The sequence below is a fragment of the Selenihalanaerobacter shriftii genome, assembly GCF_900167185.1.
In the GTDB taxonomy this organism is placed as follows: Bacteria; Bacillota; Halanaerobiia; order Halobacteroidales; family Acetohalobiaceae; genus Selenihalanaerobacter; species Selenihalanaerobacter shriftii.
In genome coordinates, this window is sequence record NZ_FUWM01000016.1 from 2,563 (window position 1) to 22,773 (window position 20,211).

General features: G+C 30.3%; 17 protein-coding genes. 14 read left to right on the forward strand and 3 right to left on the reverse strand.

Annotated elements, in window-relative coordinates; genetic code table 11:
• Positions 1–852: 852 nt before the first annotated feature.
• The gene (locus tag B5D41_RS09295) at positions 853–1,836 is read left to right on the forward strand and encodes a hypothetical protein (protein WP_078810357.1); all 984 of its coding nucleotides are present in this window, start codon (positions 853–855) and stop codon (positions 1,834–1,836) included.
• A 144-nt stretch (positions 1,837–1,980) separates the two neighbouring features.
• Here B5D41_RS09295 and B5D41_RS09300 read toward each other — a convergent pair whose 3' ends face one another.
• The gene (locus B5D41_RS09300) at positions 1,981–2,529 is read right to left on the reverse strand and encodes a transposase (RefSeq protein ID WP_078810358.1); all 549 of its coding nucleotides are present in this window, start codon (positions 2,527–2,529) and stop codon (positions 1,981–1,983) included.
• Between the two features lie 330 nt (positions 2,530–2,859).
• On the opposite strand from B5D41_RS09300, the gene B5D41_RS14555 reads away from it, so the two are divergent.
• The 11 genes from B5D41_RS14555 to B5D41_RS09350 all read left to right on the forward strand — a co-directional run bounded on the left by B5D41_RS14555 (position 2,860) and on the right by B5D41_RS09350 (position 16,005).
• On the forward strand, positions 2,860–3,354 hold the full coding sequence (locus tag B5D41_RS14555; protein ID WP_407695263.1) for a transposase: 495 nt from the start codon (positions 2,860–2,862) through the stop codon (positions 3,352–3,354).
• Positions 3,330–4,424: an IS3 family transposase gene (locus B5D41_RS09305; protein ID WP_407695264.1), complete on the forward strand. Its 1,095-nt coding sequence runs from the start codon at positions 3,330–3,332 to the stop codon at positions 4,422–4,424. The genes B5D41_RS14555 and B5D41_RS09305 overlap by 25 nt, the downstream gene beginning before the upstream one ends.
• Positions 4,425–4,676: 252 nt before the next feature.
• Entirely contained in the window at positions 4,677–6,059 is a 1,383-nt protein-coding gene (locus tag B5D41_RS09310) for a helix-turn-helix domain-containing protein (protein WP_078810359.1), read from the forward strand.
• Between the two features lie 448 nt (positions 6,060–6,507).
• Positions 6,508–7,443 (forward strand): hypothetical protein, encoded by a 936-nt coding sequence (locus tag B5D41_RS09315; protein WP_078810360.1) that lies wholly within the window; start codon positions 6,508–6,510, stop codon positions 7,441–7,443.
• A gap of 202 nt (positions 7,444–7,645) precedes the next feature.
• Entirely contained in the window at positions 7,646–9,133 is a 1,488-nt protein-coding gene (locus B5D41_RS09320; protein ID WP_078810361.1) for a class I SAM-dependent DNA methyltransferase, read from the forward strand.
• Complete coding sequence (locus B5D41_RS09325; RefSeq protein WP_078810362.1) at positions 9,123–10,454, forward strand: restriction endonuclease subunit S; 1,332 nt, start codon at positions 9,123–9,125, stop codon at positions 10,452–10,454. Before B5D41_RS09320 ends, B5D41_RS09325 begins: the two co-directional genes overlap by 11 nt.
• Positions 10,455–10,533: 79 nt before the next feature.
• Positions 10,534–13,554: a type I restriction endonuclease subunit R gene (locus tag B5D41_RS09330; protein ID WP_078810363.1), complete on the forward strand. Its 3,021-nt coding sequence runs from the start codon at positions 10,534–10,536 to the stop codon at positions 13,552–13,554.
• Between the two features lie 68 nt (positions 13,555–13,622).
• The gene (locus B5D41_RS09335; RefSeq protein WP_078810364.1) at positions 13,623–14,264 is read left to right on the forward strand and encodes a cyclase family protein; all 642 of its coding nucleotides are present in this window, start codon (positions 13,623–13,625) and stop codon (positions 14,262–14,264) included.
• Positions 14,265–14,352: 88 nt separating this feature from the next.
• Positions 14,353–15,075, forward strand: a complete 723-nt coding sequence (locus tag B5D41_RS09340) for a M48 family metallopeptidase (RefSeq protein WP_078810365.1) — start codon at positions 14,353–14,355, stop codon at positions 15,073–15,075.
• Positions 15,076–15,314: 239 nt separating this feature from the next.
• Entirely contained in the window at positions 15,315–15,629 is a 315-nt protein-coding gene (locus B5D41_RS09345) for a nucleotidyltransferase domain-containing protein (RefSeq protein ID WP_078810366.1), read from the forward strand.
• Complete coding sequence (locus B5D41_RS09350; protein ID WP_078810367.1) at positions 15,622–16,005, forward strand: HEPN domain-containing protein; 384 nt, start codon at positions 15,622–15,624, stop codon at positions 16,003–16,005. The genes B5D41_RS09345 and B5D41_RS09350 overlap by 8 nt, the downstream gene beginning before the upstream one ends.
• Positions 16,006–16,159: 154 nt before the next feature.
• On the opposite strand, the gene B5D41_RS09355 is transcribed toward B5D41_RS09350, so the two are convergent.
• Complete coding sequence (locus B5D41_RS09355; protein WP_078810368.1) at positions 16,160–16,477, reverse strand: hypothetical protein; 318 nt, start codon at positions 16,475–16,477, stop codon at positions 16,160–16,162.
• A gap of 823 nt (positions 16,478–17,300) precedes the next feature.
• Between B5D41_RS09355 and B5D41_RS09360 the strand changes: the two genes are divergently transcribed.
• On the forward strand, positions 17,301–18,503 hold the full coding sequence (locus B5D41_RS09360; protein WP_078810369.1) for a methyl-accepting chemotaxis protein: 1,203 nt from the start codon (positions 17,301–17,303) through the stop codon (positions 18,501–18,503).
• A gap of 233 nt (positions 18,504–18,736) precedes the next feature.
• Here B5D41_RS09360 and B5D41_RS09365 read toward each other — a convergent pair whose 3' ends face one another.
• Positions 18,737–19,090 (reverse strand): DUF2512 family protein, encoded by a 354-nt coding sequence (locus tag B5D41_RS09365; RefSeq protein ID WP_078810370.1) that lies wholly within the window; start codon positions 19,088–19,090, stop codon positions 18,737–18,739.
• 316 nt (positions 19,091–19,406) lie between these two features.
• Between B5D41_RS09365 and B5D41_RS09370 the strand changes: the two genes are divergently transcribed.
• Positions 19,407–20,102: a DNA alkylation repair protein gene (locus tag B5D41_RS09370; protein ID WP_159442929.1), complete on the forward strand. Its 696-nt coding sequence runs from the start codon at positions 19,407–19,409 to the stop codon at positions 20,100–20,102.
• The last annotated feature ends 109 nt before the right edge of the window (positions 20,103–20,211 follow it).

Here is a 20,211-nt window from a genome sequence, read left to right on the forward strand (position 1 = left end):
AAGCGAATATTTACTGAAGAGCCCAGTGCGATAATTTCGCACGCTGGGATCTGTGCGGGGGATGTTGGGTAACTAACATTCCTACCGTGACTACGGCGAGACCAGATAATTCTATCATTGCTAGCTGGTGTAAGTCCAGTCCGAGTAATAACTCAGTAGCTCGGTAGTTGACAGACTTGGTAGAGAGAAATTTCTATTTGGTAACTGTGACAAAGTCATCAGAGTATGGCGAACAAAACTGCAGGTTGTAGCATGAAGCGAAATCTGCTGCATCGTTAGTTCCCCCTCAATAAAGAGGGAACAAAGAGGAGCTGAGCCTCACGTATAAGGGCGAAGGCGTAAGAAAGTGTGAAGAAACTGAATTGAGCAGCACTGAAGAACCTCTCGGTGTATGGAAGCGACATGTAGTGAAAGTAATGATGAGAAACTGTTGAGACCCTAGTTTGCACAGAATAATCTGTAAAGAGGGAGCACATAAGCCATAATGGTGAAGGTGTAAATTGCAGAAAGGGATTCGGATGAGTTCATAGTACTGAAGACAGTATGGACAACAAAACCATAATTGGAGGGAAGGAACTCTACTTTGTACAAGTTTCCGAAGAGGGTAAAAGTGAGTGAATGCCTAAATAGGCTAACTACACCTTTGTAAAAGCTTGATAACTTCGGAGAAAACTATACCTGAGAGTAAAAGTTAATATTTATATTAACTGAAGACTACAGGAAGAAGTACAATGGAAAGCCGTATAAGGGAAAAGCTTACTTACGGAATTGACGAGGGGAGGCTGGGGAGATAACTTCAAACTTGCCTTCTACTCTACACATGAGTAATTTATATTTTAAGGGGGGGAATATATGAAAGAAAGTTTACCTTTAAGTGAAGCTTTTTTAGAAGAAGTATTAAATGATGAGGTTAAGAAATTATTTAAAAGACATATTGATATGAAGGTTTTTATGAAGTTACTCTCAGAGTATGATGAAATGTGGAAATTAAATAGGTTAGAAGATGATTTTAAAAATGTAATTCAAGATATTAATTTATCTGAAGAAGAAATTGAGATTTTAATAGATGGAATTATTAAAGTTATTTTGGATCCTGATTTTTTAAATGTTTTAGAAGAGGGAGTAAAATTTATTAGAGATAATTTATATACAAATTTATCAGATGGAGCAAAATTGTTTTCGAAGAAATTTAAGGAGTTTGTTAAAGAACTTATGAAAGATTATCCAAAGAATAAAAACTGCATTATAGGACTTTTACTTAAAGAATATAAGGATAGTTCTGAGGACTTATTAAAAGATAGTTTAGAGTTTCGTTCTTTAAAAGGAATTGAGGAAGATGATGATAAAATAGCTATGAGGCAAATGCTTAAAACATATGGATCAATTGTAGAAAATAGGTATGTTTCATATTTGAAATTAGTATCTAACATATTTTATAACTGCAAAGTAACAAAGAATTTGGATAAAAAATCTCCTGGAACAATTGCAAGAAAACTAGAAAAAAGTTTTGAAAACCATTATTCAGAATATAAAGATTTAGTTGATATTTGGGAAATTACAATAAGGAATTCTAATGCTCATAATGATTTTGAATTTAAAGATAGTAATAAAATACTTATTTATAATGCACCGAACGGAAAACGAAAACATAAAAAATTACTGACTAAAAATCAGTTATCTACTAGGTTATCTAATTTAGTTGAAAGGTTTATTCCAGTTGGAGCTTTACATGTTGCTATTTTAGATATAATTATAGATGTTTTTCTATTTGGGGAACAAAATTATTTGCATAAATTAATTGAATTAATAAAAAATGATCTGGAAGTCCAAAATTAAAATAGGCAAGAATTAATCTTGTCGTATAAACCAGCTAATATATGTCAAGAATTAATTTAAAAAATTTAGTTACGTAAAATTACGCAGGGGAAACTAAGCTTACACTAATGTAAACTTTTTACAGTTACAAACTGTTATGCTGTCTTACTTAATAATAAATTTTTCGTTGTTTTTCCAAACACCATAAATAATACGTAAAAGTTTACTAGCAGTTGCGATGACAGCAACTTTATAAGGCTTCCCTTCATTACGTTTTTTAGTATAATAGTCGTATAGAGTTGGATTATTAGGTTTGCCTTTTACTTTTCTGATTGCGGCGGTGGTAGCTTGATATAAAGATTTACGCAAGTAGGTAGAGCCAAGTTTAGAAATTTTATTATTGGAGGCTTTAAATCTGCCTGACTGGTAAACCGTAGGATCTAAACCAGCGTAAGCAATCAATTGTTTAGTTGTTGGAAATCTATTAACATCACCAATTTCACCAATAATAGTAGCTGCTGTCAGCTTCCCAACTCCTAGTATGGAGAGAAATAAGGGAAAGGCAGGAGAAAATTCGGCCCATTTATGCATTTGAGTTCGTATAATAGTGTGATTAAATTTAATAGGTTTTTTAAAAGGTTGTCCATAAGACATAAAAGCAGCAGCATAACTATTAGATTTTGAAACATCAATACTTAATACAGGTTGATTCATAGGGGACCTCCTTAGTTTACCAGATCCCTCAAGCAACGACTCTCTCCAGGTTCGTGCGGTGATACGGGTTCAAAGACCCAACCAGCTCAATCGAAGTATGAGCGTTGGAGAGGGTTTGGATAGTTTATGCGACGGGATCAAAGTCCCAACATGGCGTATATCCTTTACCCTGGTATTTCTTTTAAGTATAAGTTATGTTGTGAAAAAAGTACATATTAGATTGAGCTAGTTGGTATAAGTCTATTATACCCTATGTGTTAGGATAGTTGTCGTACGGAGTAAAAGTTGTGTATAATAAAGTAACGACAATAAATCCTAAGGAGAATTAATATGCCAAAAAAAGTTTATTCCAAAGAATTAAAAGAGTCTGTTTTTAAAAAACTTGCTCCACCAAATGCTGAAAAAGTATCTGATCTAGCAAAAGAACTGAATATACCTAAAAATACTCTTTACTCTTGGAGATCTAAAGTTCTTAAAGAAAGCTCTGCTACCAGTAAAAGAGCAAGTAAGTGGACTTCTAAAGATAAGTTTCAGGCTATCTTAGAAACTGCCAGTCTTTCTGAATTGGAAACTTCTAAATACTGCCGAGAAAAAGGAATTCATCTTGAAGAACTAAAAAACTGGGTTAAGCAGTGTCAAAATGCTAATGATACTAAACTAGAAGATCCAAAAGAACTTAAAGATAATCTGAAAAATGAAAAACAGAAAAATAAAGAACTCCAAAAAGAACTAAGATATAAGGAAAAAGCTCTAGCAGAAACTGCAGCTTTACTGACACTTAGAAAAAAGGCAAATGCGATTTGGGGGGACCCCGAGGAAGACTGATCAGTAATTCAGATCGCATAAAAGCAGTAAAGCTGATCAATGATGCAAGAGAAAATGGTGCAAGATTAAAACCAGCCTGTAGAGAGCTTGGAATTAGCTCTCGCACCTACCAAAGGTGGACTAAAAATGGTGGTATCAAAAAAGATCAAAGACCATTGATTAAAAGAAAACCACCTAAAAACAGACTAACAAAATCAGAAAGAGAAAAAATTATTAAAGTTGCCAATAGTAAGGAATATGCAGATTTACCACCGTCAAAAATTGTACCTAAATTAGCCGATAAGGGTAAGTATATTGCTTCGGAATCAACTTTTTATAGAATATTAGCTGAAGAAAAACTAAATACTCATAGGAGTAAATCTAAGGAACCAGTAAAAAGAAAAATACCAACTCATATAGCTACTGCTCCCAATCAGGTGTGGACCTGGGATATAACCTGGCTCAATGCTTTTATCAAAGGTAATTTTTTTAAACTGTATTTAATTGTAGATATGTTTAGCAGACTAATAGTTGCTCATGAAGTCTGGGAAACAGAAAATGCTGAGTACTCTAAAAGATTAATTAGAAAAGCAACTCTTTCCCAAGGCATAGCAGCTAAAAAAAATAAACCATTAGTATTACATTCTGATAACGGTAGCCCTATGAAAGCAGCAACATTTATGGCAACACTCGAAAAGTTGGGAGTACAAAGTTTATTTTCAAGACCAAGAGTAAGTAACGATAATCCCTATTCTGAGTCACTATTTAAGACAATGAAGTATAGACCTGTTTATCCTAGTAAAGGTTTTAAGAACTTGACAGAAGCCAGAGAATGGACTTCTAAATTTGTTCACTGGTACAATCATGAGCATTTACATAGTGGAATTAATTTTATAACGCCCTACCAGAGACATTATGGGCTTGATATAAATATAATGAAAAAGCGTATTGAAACATATAAAAAAGCTAAGGCAGCTCATCCAGAAAGATGGTCAGGAAAAATTAGAGACTGGTCTCTTCCTGAATATGTAACATTAAACCCAATGGACGAAGATAAAGTAGAAAAATATCTCAACCAGCAGAGTTCCTAACTGGAACTCTGAATGAAGAGTATTCAAAGAAATTTTTAATTAAATGCGACAACTTGCTTGACAAACACCGTATACGAACATGGCATTTACAACACTAGGCAAAGTGCATAATAGTAGTCTTAGTGATGACTTATGCAAGATTGATTGGGTTATATAATTGGAATTACTATGCTTAAATGTGGACTGGACAAGCTTTAATGAGCGTCGTAAACACCAGTAACGTTCTTCGTGTAAAGGAGTGTACATAATATTATGATTAAAAGAGAGGTTCTAAAACATTTATATATTGACAAAAAGCTAAGCGATAGAGAAATTGGAAAGAAACTTGGTAAAAGTCGTCAAACTATCTGGAAATGGCGACAAAAATATAATATAACTAGAAAAGTGAATGTTTCAAAAGAAGATTTTGAACACTTATATTATGATTTAGAACTTTCACAAGCTGAAATAGCTGAAAGATTGAATATTGCTGTTAGTACTGTTTGTAGAAAAATGAAAAAATTAAATATTAAAGCTAGAAAACCAAATAAAAAAAGAACAACAAAAGAATTTAAAAATGAAATTTACAATTTGGTTGGAAAAGAATACCAAGTATTAAGTGAATATAAAAACAATAAAACGTCTATAAAAATGAAACATATTACTTGTGGATATGAGTGGGAAGCTAATCCTATATCATTCCTTAGAGGAACCAGATGTCCAAAGTGTTCTGGAAAAGCTAAGAAAAATACAGATATTTTTAAAAAAGAAGTTTTTGAATTGGTTGAGGATGAATATGAGGTTTTAGGTGAATATCATGGTACACAGGTGCCAATTAAAATGATTCATAATGAATGTGATACTATCTTTACACCTCAATCCAGTAATTTTTTACAAGGTGCTAGATGTCCGAATTGTGCTAATAATCAAAAGAAATCAACTGAAGAGTTTAAAGAAGAAGTATATGAATTGGTTGGTTCTGAATATGAAGTTCTAGGCAAATATGAAAATAATAAAACGAAAATCAAACTTTTACATAATGAATGTTGTAATACTTATTTTGTAACTCCATCTAGCTTTCTAAGCGGAAAAAGATGTCCTGTATGTATGAAGAAAGAACAAACAGATTTGAAAACAAAATCTACTGATGAATTTATTAAGGAAGTTTATGATTTAGTAGAAAATGAATATAAAATTATTGGAGAATATATAAAGAGTAAGGTTCCAATTAAAATTAAGCATATGGAATGTGGAAACGTATTCGAAATGCGTCCCAATAATTTTTTATTGGGACAAAGATGTCCTAAATGCTATGTTTCTAGGGGAGAAGCAAGAGTAAAAGAAATATTAGAACAACTAAATCTTGATTATGAAAGAGAATTTATGTTTGATGATTGCAAAAACATACAGTTGTTACCATTTGATTTTGCTATATTTATTGAAAATGAAATAAGAATGCTTATTGAATATGATGGTCGACAACATTTTGAATCGATAGAATTTTTCGGTGGAGATGAATATCTTAATTATGTAAGGCGAAATGATGAAATTAAAACTAATTATTGTATGGAAAATAATTTATTTTTATTAAGAATACCGCACTGGAAATACAATGAAATAGAAGGTTTAATCATTAAAACTCTTGAAAATTTATAAAATTCGGCACTGCAGATAACTCAGGATTAGCGACATCTAATTTATGAACATAGTTGGGATTTAACTGATTTATATGAGATTTACTGTTTAAATGTTTGGTTTATATTCTTTTGCTTAATTGTTGGTTACATATTTTATATGAGACGTCGCTAATCCTGGAGACGTTGTGTGTTCAGCGAAGCTGGACATATCCGATAGGTGAAAGTCCTATCAGAGCAAAAGTCAAAACTCTGTAGTTGAATGGCAATATAATTGGGAAACCAGTTATATTGAAGTCCATTAATTAAGATATTTATAAGGCATCGATTAAGCATGCAGACTGTAACACCAAAGAATGTATAGTAAATTTGAAAGGGATGAAATTTTATAATCGCACTTCTAATTTCATAGCCAAACTAGTTTTAGTTTATACTTGAAAATTTAAAATTATTATAGAAAGGAACTAAAAATGAGTTTAACTAAGTTTATTGAAGAAAAAGAGGTTAGGAATTTAATTGATAATTATGTAGATAAACCGAAATTTGATCTTTGTGCTGAAATTAAGGCAAATCCTCAAACTAAGAGTTATGCTTTAGTAGGAACAGCTTTTGACTATTTAATGAGGTTTCATTTTGAATATAAGTATTCAATAATAGATAATTGTCATTGGGTTGCTCATAATAGTTTAGTTTACTTATTGATTGACAATTTTAAGTTAGGAATTGAACCAGTTAAGCCAATTGCTTTTTTAACTGAAATGAATTTTAAGGATATATATAATGATTCAATTTTGGATGTCAAAGATCTTCAAGAAAAATTGAAAGAAAAAAACGATTATAAAGGTAGACAAATATTTAAAGTTATAAATTTAATTTTAAATGCTGAAAAAGAATATAGTAATTTTCTTAAAAGCGGTAATTTAACAGATGGAGTAATAAAAGCTACTATTGATTTAGCTAAGATTGACGTTATATATAGAAGAAAGCATTATCCAAACGACTTAGGAGAATATAAAGAAGGAAATATACAAGATTTAAAACAACTTTACAAAATTATTCCTGATTTTTCTAAAAAGAAAGATTCTAATATTCTGTTGAATCCTACTTTCGATAAAGCATCACAGTTAGTTGGGGGAGCAGATTGTGATATTATAATTGATGAAACTTTATTAGATATTAAAACTACAAAATCTTTAAGATTTACACGAAAATATTTTAGACAATTGATAGGATATGCAATTTTGGCTGATATAAGTGTAAATATTAAGAAGCCTAAAAACTTAGGTATTTACTATTCAAGATTTGCAAAACAATTTGTATTTAACTCTGATATAGTTTATGAAACTGATGAATATGAAATATTAAAAGATGAGTTTAAGAAAAAAGCAAACAAAATTTATGGATAACAATAAACTTGCTTTCATAAAATCTTAACACTTCAATCACAATTTAAAGTAATTTTAATAAATATTGATGGCATGCTCACTCTAAAGCATGCTATTTTCTACTTTATTACAGGAAAATAAGTACTATTCATAGTATTAATATAAGTAGTAGTTTAGTAATGTAAGGAAAAGGTAACTATAATTATAAAAGGAGAGTGTAGTCATGGCAGAAGAAGTATTAACATTAGATAAACTAGAATCCCACTTATGGGAATCAGCTAATATTCTAAGAGGAAGTATTGATTCATCCGATTATAAGAATTACATATTTGGTATGTTGTTTCTTAAGCGGTTAAGTGATGTATTTGAAGAAGAGTGTGAAAAAGTTAGTGAAGAGTATGGTGAAGAATTCGCAGATGATCCAGACTTTCATGATTTTTATGTACCTGAACGAGCTAGGTGGGAGAACATACAACAAGTTAGTCAAGATATCGGGGCAGCACTAAATAAAGCTTTTGAAGTTTTAGAAGAAGAGAATGAATTATTAGAAGGAGTATTAGTTAGTATAGACTTTAATGATAAAGAGAGATTGCCTGATCATGTTTTAGATGAGTTAGTTCAGCATTTTTCTCAATATAGATTAAGAAATGAAGATTTAGAAGATCCAGATCTATTAGGTAGAGCTTATGAATATTTAATTAGACAATTTGCAGACGATGCAGGTAAGAAAGGTGGAGAGTTTTATACACCTCGTCAAGTAGTAAGATTATTAGTAGAAATTCTTGACCCTCGACCTGATATGAGAGTTTATGACCCATGTTGTGGTTCAGGAGGAATGCTAGTGTATTCAGCAGATCATTTACAAGAAGAAGGTTTCGATGTTTCGGAGATAAGTCTATTTGGACAAGAGAAGAACTTAAATACATGGGCTATCTGTAAGATGAATATGTTATTACATGGTTTATATGATGCTAAGATTGAAAAAGGCGATACCATGCGAGAGCCTCAGTTCGTAGATGGAGGTAGATTGCGACAGTTTGATCGAGTTATTGCTAATCCAATGTGGAATCAGAGTGAATGGAGTAAGAATTATCTAAAGGATGCGGAGCCATATGGCAGAATGAAGTATGGTTATCCACCAAAAAATTCAGCAGACTGGGCTTGGATTCAACATATGTTAACTAGTGCTAATGTAGAAGGTAAAATAGGAGTAGTCTTAGATAATGGAGTTCTATTCCGTAGCCGTTCGGAAGGTAAGATCAGAAAGAAAGTATTACAGGATGACTTAATCGAAGCAGTAATTGCATTGCCGTCTAACTTATTCTATAATACTTCTTCGCCAGGTTGTATTTTAATTTTAAATAAAAATAAACCTGAGGAAAGAGAAGGAAAAGTATTATTTGTCTATGCGGAAGAGGACTATGAAGAAGGTAGTAATCAGAACTTTTTACGAGATGAAGATTTAGCTAAAATATTAGATACTTATCACGACTTTGGAGATATAGAGAAGTATTGTAGAGTAGTTGATTTAGAAGAAATTGAAAGAAATGACTTCAACTTAAATGTACCTCGGTATGTAGATACAACTGAACCAGAAGAACCAGTTGATATTAATGAAGTATTAAGTAATCTTAGTCAGTTAGAAAATGAATATGAAGAGATTGAAAATGAGTTAAATGGTTACTTGAGAGAGTTGGGATATGATGGGTAACGAAGTTAGGAAAGGATATAAAGAAGTTAGGATTGGCCCCAAAAAATTAGAAATTCCTAGAGAATGGAAAGTAAGTACTATAGAAGATATTTGTGAAACATATGCTGGAGGAACTCCTAGGCGTTCTAATGAAGAATATTATGAGGGAAATATTCCTTGGGTTAAATCTGGAGAGTTGAATCAAAATTATATTGATGAAATAGAAGAATGTATTACTCAAAAAGGTCTAGAAAATAGTAGTGCGAAATGGGTACCAAGTAATAATGTTTTAGTAGCTATGTATGGGGCTACAGCTGGGCAAGTAGGATTTTTAAGGACAAAAGCCACAACAAATCAAGCGGTATTAGCTCTTTTACCTAAAGATAATTTGTGTCAACCTTTATTCTTATATCAAACTCTTTCTTTAAATATGAATATTTTAGTTGCTCAGAGAACTCAAGGTTCAGGACAACAGAATCTTAATCAAACATTAATAAGAGAAATGGAGATTCCATTACCCCCTTCAGAGGAACAGAAGAAAATAGCAACTATTCTATCTTCAGTAGATAAAGCAATAGAGAAGACAGATGAGATAATTGATGAAACTAAGAGATTAAAGAAAGGATTAATGCAAGAGTTATTGATTAAAGGAATTGATCATGAAGAGTTTAAGGAAGTGAAGATTGGGCCTAAAGAAATTAAAATACCAATAGAATGGGAATTATATAATTTAAATCAGATTTGTGAAATTTCAGGAGGATATGCATTTAAAAGCAAAAAATTTATAGAAGATAAATGTGATAAAAGTTATCAAGTGATTCGTATGGGAAATGTAAAAATGAGTTTTCTTGATATTAATAAAAATCCAGTTTATCTACATGAAGATAAACTTTCTGAAAGAGCATATAACTATCTTTTAAAGAAAAGAGATATTTTGATTACTTTAACTGGAACCGTAAGTAAAAGAGATTATGGAAATGTAGTAATAATAGAAGAAGGGGATAAGTATCTTCTTAATCAAAGAATTGGACACATTCAAGTTAATGATGATAGAGTTGATAATAGATATTGCTATTATTATTTGCAGACTAAAGTATTTAGAGACCGATTTTTCCTAGATGGGAAAGGTGGTACTGGTAAACAGGAAAATATTAGCATAAATGATGTTAAAAATATGGAAATTCCATTACCTCCTATTAAGGAGCAGAAAAGAATAGCAAAGATTTTATCATTTGTAGAAAATAAAATTAATAAGAGACAAGAATATAAAGAAAGTCTAGAACAGCTTAAAAAAGGATTAATGCAAAAGCTATTAACGGGTGAAGTTAGAGTAGAGTGCTAGTGAGTATTATAGTTGTTAGTATGTAGTTTGAACAATCAGAAGTATATTATTTTAGATTAGAAGTTGAGGAGGAAAGACTATGGCTAAAAACTGGGATGAATATCATTTAGTAGAAAAGAGAGCTTTAAACTTATTCAATAAGTTAGGTTATCAAGTCTATGATGCTAATCAAGCTGATGAAATGCCTACAAGAGAATCAGAGCATGAAGTCTTATTACTAGATAGATTACGAGCTGCCATTAAACGAATTAATCCTTGGATTTCCGATAATAACTTAAATAAGGCGGTTAATGAGATAAGGCCAGCTAGAATTCAAGCTACTAACTTAATGGATGCTAATTCTACTATTCATGAAAAGTTAGTTAAATATATTGCCCTAAAACAAGATAGAGGTAAAGGTAAGAAGAATCAAACAGTTAAGTTTATAGACTTTGATAATCCAGAGAATAATGAATTTATAGCTTTGAATCAATATAAGGTGAAAGGTAAAGAGAATATTATTCCTGATATTGTTATCTTTATTAATGGTATTCCAGTTGGTGTAGTTGAATGTAAGAATCCTTCGACTTGCAATGAACCAGAGGAAGATGCAATTAATCAATTACGGAGATATCAAGATATTCGTTATGATAACGAAGAAGAAGGGGCAGAACAACTATTCTATACCAACCAAATCCTAGTCGCAACCTGGAAAGATTCAGCTTCCTTCTCAACTGTAGGTGCTCCAGCAAGACAATATAGAGCCTGGAAAGATCCTTATCCCTACACTAAAGAAGATATAGCAGAATTAATAGATGATAATGTTACATTACAGGATATATTATTATTTTCTATGTTTAAGAAGGAAAATCTATTAGACTTAATTCAGAACTTTATTGTCTTTGAACAAGAAGGGAACGAATTAGTTAAGAAGTTAGCTAGATATCAACAATTTAGAGCAGTTAATAAAGCTTTAACTAATATTAAGTTAGCTGAACGATTAGAAGATAGAAACGGAACGGTCTGGCATACCCAAGGTTCAGGTAAATCACTTTCTATGTTATTTTTAGCTCTTAAGTTAAAGCGAATGGAAGAGTTAGAGAACCCTACTCTTTTAATTGTAACCGATAGAAAAGATTTAGATAATCAGATTACTGGTACCTTTCAGCGGTGTGGTTTCCCTAATCCAATTCAAGCAGATAGTGTTAAGGATTTAAAAAAACAGATTCAATTAGGTGCTGGAAAGACAATAATGACTACAGTTCATAAGTTTCAAGAGAATGAAGATAAAAAGTATCCAGTATTGACTGAAGATGAAAATGTCTTTGTCATGGTCGATGAAGCTCATCGAACTCAATATAAAGACTTAGCCTTAAATATGAGACGAGGACTACCTAATGCTTGTTATCTAGGCTTTACAGGAACGCCAATTGACAAAAAGCAAAGGAGTACAAGACGAACCTTCGGTAATTACATAGATACCTATACTATTGAAGAGTCAGTAGCTGACGGAGCAACTTTACCTATCTTATATGAAGGGCGTTTACCTGAACAGAAAGTCGAAGGTAATAATTTAGATAAGTTATTTGATAGATATTTTACTGAATATACAGAAGAGGAAAGAAAGAAGATTAAGCAAAAATATGCTACTGCTCGGGCTATAGCAGAAGTACCACAGCGAATTGAAACTATCTGTCTCGATATAATAGAGCATTATGAAGAAAAGATTGCTCCTTTAAAAGCCCAGATAGTAACCGTTAGTAGAGAAGCAGCTGCTATCTATAAGGAAAAGATGGATAAATTGAACGGACCAGAGTCAGCTGTAATTATGAGTGGAGATAATAACGATATTCCATTAATTAAGAAATATAATACATCACCAAGTGAGCAGAAAGATTTAATCTCTAGATTTAAAGATTTAGATGATAGTCTAAGGTTCTTAATTGTTTGTGATAAACTCTTAACAGGTTTCGATGCTCCAGTAGAGCAGGTGATGTACTTGGATAAACCGTTAAAAGAACATAATCTCTTACAAGCAATAGCAAGAGTTAATCGGAGATTCGATGAGAAAAATTACGGTTTAGTAGTAGATTATTACGGTATCTTTGATCACTTACAAGAAGCATTGGCTATCTTCAATAAAGCAGATGTAGAGAATGCAGTAACACCTATTACAGCGGAAAAGCCAAATTTAGAACAGAGTCATAGACAGGTAATGCAGTTTTTTGAAGGGGTAGACATGGATGATTTGGAAGCATGTATTTCACTCTTTGCAGAAGAGGATGTGAGACTAAAGTTTAAACAAGCCTTTAAAGCTTTCTCTAAAAGTATGGATATCGTGATGCCCCATCCAATAGCTGACCCTTATCGTGATGATTTAAAGACTTTAGGTAGAATTTATAAAGCAGTTAGAAATCGTTACCGTGATAAAAGCATTAATATCAAAGGTGTTGGAGCGAAGGTTAAGGACTTAATTAATGAACATATCAAAACTGTTGATATTAAACTTCTTCATGAACCAGTCTCTATCTTAAATGAAGATAAGTTTGATCAGATCATTGAAGAGAAAGATAACGATAAGGCTAAAGCCAGTGAGATGGAACATGCAATTAAACATACGATCAGTGTTAAGATGGATGAAAACCCTGTCTTTTATCAGTCTTTAAAAGAAAGATTAGAAGAATTAATTGAAAAAAGAGTTCAAGGTAGGTTGAATTTTAAAGAAGAGATAGAAGGTTTACATGATATAATCCACGATATTAGGGAAGTAAAGAGTAAAGCAGAAAAGTTAGGTCTAAGTGAACGGGAATTTGCACTTTATGAGATATTGATTAAAAACATAGATGAGGAATCCTCCCAAGAAGTTGCAGAAAACAAAGGTAAGTATAAGATTAGTGGTGAAACTTCAACAGTCCAAGGTAATGAACAGATTAAAGAGTTAACTCAAAAATTAATGATAGAATTAGAAGATATGGCAGTCATAGACTGGCAGCGAAAGAAGCAAAGATTAAAGAAAATGAGACGTAAGATTAAATTGAATTTAGCTAAAAAGAAGAAATTTAAATCTAAACTGAAGGGTTTAACTACTCAAATAATGAAATTAGCCAAAAATATATTATAAAGATTAGATTGAGACTTGTCTAGATTGAAAACAGTTGATAGTTAAAAATATTATTACGGAGGATTACTATGAAAGTTACTGATCTAACACATGTTATTTATTCAGATATGCCAGTTTTCCCAGGGACTGAACAACCAGTTTTTAAAAAAGCAAATACATTGAAGAATGATGGTTTCCAAGAAAATAAAATCACTATGTACTCACATACAGGTACACATATAGATGCACCTGCCCATATGTTGAGTAATGGACTCTATTTAGACGATTTAGATGTAGAGCATTTTATTGGGAAGGCTACTATTCTTGACTTTTCAAATGAAAAGATATCACTAATAGATCTTAATACATTAAAACCTTATGAAGAAAAAATAAGAAATGTAGAATTCATTATAATAAAGACAGGTTGGAGTGATTATTGGGGTGATGAAAAATACTATAAAGATTTTCCTTCTTTGAGTGAGAAAGCAGCCGAATGGTTGTTAGAATTTGATTTAAAAGGTATTGGCATTGATGCTATTTCAATTGATGATATAAACTCAACTACATTTGAAGTTCATAAAATATTATTGTCAAAAGAGATTATAATTATTGAAAATCTCACAAATTTAGATTCTATTAGTAAGGAATATTTTACTTTAAGTATTATGCCATTGAAAAATAAAAAAGCTGATGGTTCACCAGTAAGAGCTATTTCTATAGAAAACATATAGCAAATTTAATTTAAACTTTATATCAAGTAATTTTAATAGTCATTATGATAATAGTAATTACAAAAGCAAAAGTAAAGGTGTGATAGCCGTGGAAATTATTGAATTTGGTAATAGCACAATAGAATATGAAGTAATTAAAAGTAGTAGGAAAACAATTGGGTTTGAAGTTAATCCAGAAAAAGGGGTACTCATTAGGTCACCAAAGAACTTATCATCACACCAGATAAAAGAGATGGTTAAGAAAAAAGCAGGATGGATTTTAGAGAAACAAGAAAAGTTAAATGAAGTCAAGTCTAAGCCAGTTCCTAAGGAATTTATGAGTGGAGAAAAATTACCGTATTTAGGTAGAAGATATAGGTTGAAGGTTACTACTAAAGATATCCAAGGGGTATCATTAAGACTATATCAAGGTAAGTTTCAGATAGAAGTTAGTAATAAAATCACTAAAGAAGATAGAAGAGAATTAATCCATCAAGAGGTAATTAATTGGTATAAAAAACATGCAGCTACTAAATTAGAAGAAAGAGTTAATAAATACAAGAAGCAAGTAGGTAAAGAACCTGCTAAAATTAAGATTAAGGAACAGAAGAAACGTTGGGGGAGTTGTAGTAGTCTAGGTAATCTCAATTTTAATTGGAAGATTATCATGGCTCCAATGTCTGTAGTAGATTACATAGTAGTTCATGAATTAGCACATTTAAAGTACCCAAATCATTCTAAGGATTTTTGGGATTTAGTAGGAACGATAATACCGAATTATAAGGAAAAGCAAGAATGGTTAAGGATTAATGGGAAACAGTTAAATATATAAAGGTTATAACCAATTTTAAAAAGTATATTACCTAACATAATACTGAATCATTCCTCCTGACAGATTAAGAGCTTTTAAGTTCAACAGAGCTTATATTAAAAGGTTTACAGAAAAACGAGAGAATATACCTAGTTTAAATAAAATTATAAAAAATTGACATGATCCTCTGTTTTTCTAAAGTTTACCTTAAGATAAAAGTATGATATAATGAAACTATAATTTAGAAAGAAGGTGGTAATATGATTTCTGAAACGGAATTGAGGTCATTAACTAATAAGATATCACAGATAATAGATATCAAGAAGATAATCTTATTTGGTTCGTATGCCACTGGTAATTCAGATGAAGAAAGTGATGTTGATTTATGTATTATAACTGATGAAGAGAAAAGAAAGTTAGATATTATGCGGGAAATAAGAAAAAATTTATCGACGATAACAGATTATCCACTTGATTTATTAGTATATAAAGAGGATGAATTTTATCAAAAAGCTAATTTAAAAAATAGCTTTGAACATCAGATTATGGAAGAAGGATCTGATTTATATGAATAGTAATGACATGATGCAAGAATGGTTTACAATAGCAGAGAAAGATTTAAAATCTGCTCAATTTTTAAAAGGTATGCATCCAACTCCATTAGAAATAATTTGTTATCATTGTCAGCAAAGTGTAGAAAAATATTTAAAAGGCTATATGGCTCTTCAAAATGAAAAAATAGTTAGAACTCATGATTTGCTTGTTTTAAATAAAAAATGTAGAAAATATAATAGTGATTTTTCAGAGATTGAGGATGAATGTTTACGATTAACTGATTATGGAGTCAATGTTAGATACCCTTTTCACTTTGAATTAACTTTGGAGGATGTGGAATTAGCTATAAAAGACGCTATTACTATTAAAGAATTTATCTTAGATAAAGTAGAATAACTATTATCAAACCAGCTAATTATTAGCTGGTTTTTTATTATGCTTAATATAAAAAGTCTCCTTGTTTCCAAGGAGACTAACTTCCTTATATAAAATGGGGTTCTATATAAAGGGAAGGGGAAATTAAATTATATAATGAAGTTTGAAAAGTTAATTACCAGCCACCATGCATCATGCCAGGGCCATAACCACCCATCATACCTGGTCCTCCACAAGGCATACCATATGCTCCATAACCAGCATTACCATACTGCTCTGAGTATTCTTTCATATATTCTAATCTATCTAACATATAATCTGCTTGTTTTTGTGTAATTGCTCCATCATCTAATTGTTGTTGGATATATTCCTTTTGTGCCTTATACTGTGCTTCATAGTCACCATTACCTAATCCAAAACCATGTGCCATAGCCATTGTTCCTAAAGATAAGACTAATGCTAATACCGTTATTACTATTACTGTTTTTTTCATGTGAATCACTCCTCATTTAATTTTTTATGTACGGCCCCTTTGACCTTACAAATATATAATATAGGTTAAATATGAAGAGATAATGAAAATAATATGAAAAGAATGTGAAAATTATATTTGTATTTGATGTACATTATTAGCTAACAAAAAAACTAGACTTTAAGAGCAAAAGTGGTGACTTAGCATATGGGACAAATGTAATTTTTTGTTGTTTATTTTATATTTTAAAGGAATTATGAATCAAATATGTAAATTATAACAGTATACGACAAAATTTAATATTAATTATTTTAAAATTTAGTGCTAATAGTTTTTAGCTTAGGATAAGAAGAATGTGGAATTCAAATTAATAACGTGCAAAAATTATTTACATGAAGAAGTCTACTCAGTTATTTAATACATTTGAACTTATAACAAAAAATTATTATTTATATTACAATATTATTTCAGTTATTAATTGAATAATTAAAGTATAAAATGATAATTTTATTTATTGGCAAGTGGGGGGTTATAGATTGTTTGTAAATATATTATGTTGAGTAATTAAAATTAGTATTAAATTGTCCATGAAATGTTAATGAAATAAAATATAATTAGATTTATGGGGAAATAGCAAAGAAAATGAAGGAATAACTCGATAAATATCTAAATATAATTAATGGATAATAGTTATATAGGGTTAGGGGGTATAGGTAAATTGCTTTGATTCAATTACAATAATTAACTAAGAATTTTTAATATTAAAATGATAATGAGTTTCATTTTAATATATTATGATGATTTTTATTGATGAAATATTTTATTAATTAAGGAGAGGATAATATTGTCAGGAAACAAAATAAACATTAAAAATTATATTAAATTTGGAATAACTATAAAATTTGTACTGATCTGTACTGTAGCTTCTTTATTAACACCTACTATTATTACTTATTTAAATAAAATATTTAGTTTTAATAAATTAATTGCTATACAAGGGGTAGCTAATACAGTTGTTTTAGCAATTACTGTGGCTATTTTTACGTATTTCTTAATAGTAAAGCGGTTAAAGACGCTCATAAATATTACTCAGAAAATAAGTGAAGGAGACTTGTCGACAAATAAAATTGAAATTGATAGTAAAGATGAATTAGGACTCCTAGCTACTTCTATTAATAAAATTATTCGTAACTTAGGTGGATTACTTGATGATATCCAAGATACTACAGTTAAAAATTCAAGTATTGCTGAAGATTTAACTGAAATGGCTGAAATATCTAGTAGTATGAATGAAGAACAGGCAGCTAGTACTGAAGAATTAAGTGCTACTTTTGAAGAAATAACTAGTATGTCACAAGAGACTTCTGCTAATAATGATAGATTAACAGAATCAGCAGATAATGTTGCTAATGAAGCAACAACGGGCTTAGAGATGTTAGAGAATACATCTGATAAAGTAGAAAATGCTTCAATAACGATCCAAAATTTATATGGTAATATAAAGGAATTGAATGATGCTATTAAAAAAGTTACAGAATTTACAAATGTAATTACTGATATATCAGATCAAACAAATCTTTTAGCCCTTAATGCTGCTATTGAAGCTGCACGAGCTGGTAAACATGGTAGTGGCTTTGCTATTGTTGCTGAGGAGATTCGTGAGCTTGCAGAAAAGTCTGCTGAGTCAGCTGAAGAAATTAAGATGACTGTTATTGATACTCAAAAACAAAGTCAAGAAACTCTAAATAAAGTAGAGAAAAGTGTAAAGGAAATTGATAGTAGTAAAGAACTAATCCTTACTACTGAAGAAAAGGTTAATAATATTGTAGATAATGTGGAAGGGATAGCAGAAAGAATAGATGATATTTCTATAGCAACAGAGGAGGTGGCAAATAGTGTAGAGCAAGGAACATCTTCTATGCAGCAAGTTACTTCAGCTATGCAAGAACAAGCAAGTACAGCTGAGAAGACTGCTAGTTTAGCTGATCAGTTAAATGAGATATCAGAAAACATTAAAAAAGATTTAGTTAAGCAAATAGATGTTTAATAATCTAATTTGATTTGAATAATGTTTAAGTATTAAAAATTAAATAAAGTAAATCCCTTGATAAAAGTAAACTTATCAAAAGGGAATAAGGTTATTATAGCGTTGATATTCTTATTAGGTTAGGGATAAAAAGTATAATGTTATCTTTAAAACATTTTAAAAATAATAGTAGCTTAAAGAATAAGTGTCTTTTAAGCTACTATTTATGATTATGGCTATATATTTTTTAAAATTTATGGAGCAACTTTTTCATTTTGAATTAAATACTGATGAAAAAAGTATTCGCCAATTGCTATAAGAATTCCAAAAATAGCTAATGAAGAAAGACTTGTAGCAAAATTTAAAGTAGTTAAATCAATGATATAGGCTGTTAATGCCGCCATTAAACCATCACCTAAAGAGGCAACAATATTGCCTAAATTTGGTAGAACAAAAAGGTCACCCATTAAATAATTCAGAATAGTTCCAGCAATAGAAACAATCAATATCCATCCGAAATTATTGCCATTCATCAAAGAGAAAACTATACCTGCAATAACCAAAGTCATAATAAACTTAATTATTAGAGCAGTTATTGTTTGACTCATATTATCATTCACCTCCTATATTAATTTCCCTAATAAATCAATCTATTATTCAATGTAATTAAAAAAGTAATGTCAAGCTATTAAAATTTTTAACTAATATTATAAAAGAATCAATCTTTAAACTAACTGAATTAAATATAAGGATAGTTGAAATTTTACAAACAGTTTCATTCTATAATCTTTCCATCCTTAAAAGAGTAGATAATATAAAGATGGTTGTGAAGTAAAATTAAATTTTATTTAACATTATTTCTCAATTATAAATCAATTATTGTTAGAAATATTAATGTTAAGACATAATAACAGGGGGAGTGTTATGAGTAAAGGTTATAATGTAAATGATTATATAGAAAAAATAACTAAGGCTTATGAGAAACAGGCGAACTCTGAATATGCACCAAAAATGGAGCAATATATGAGAAATAAATTCGACTTTTTTGGTATTAAAGCTCAAGAAAGAAGAAAAGCTACGCGTGAATTTATGAGAAAAGATAACCGACCAAGTTATAATGAAGTTGATATTGTTGTAAAAAAGTTGTGGAATTTATCTGAAAGAGAGTACCAATATTTTGCTAATGAATTATTAGAAAGATATGAAAAAGAATTTACCAAAGAAATTGTTAATCTATTTGAATACATGATAACCCATAAATCTTGGTGGGATACAATAGATAGAATTTCTAAAAAGCTTGTAGGTAACTATTTTAAACTTTTTCCTAAGGAAAGGGATAAATACATAAAAAAGTGGGTGGACTCTGATAATATATGGCTGCAAAGAACTACCCTATTATTTCAATTAAGTTATAAAGAAAATACAGATGTTGAGCTTCTATTTGACTTGATAAAACAGTTAAAGGAAATAGATGAATTCTTTATTCAAAAGGCTATTGGTTGGTCATTAAGAGAATATTCTAAGATAGAACCAAGAATAGTGAGACAATTTATTTCTAAGAATAGCCTGTCATCATTGAGTAGAAGAGAAGGTTTAAAAGTGATTAAAAAGAACAAATAAATTTTATGAGAATTTAAAGACTAAAACAGACTTTATATTTATAGCAGTTTAGTTAATTATTTTTTACTATACTTGATTTGTTAATTTTACCATAATGATATTTATTAGA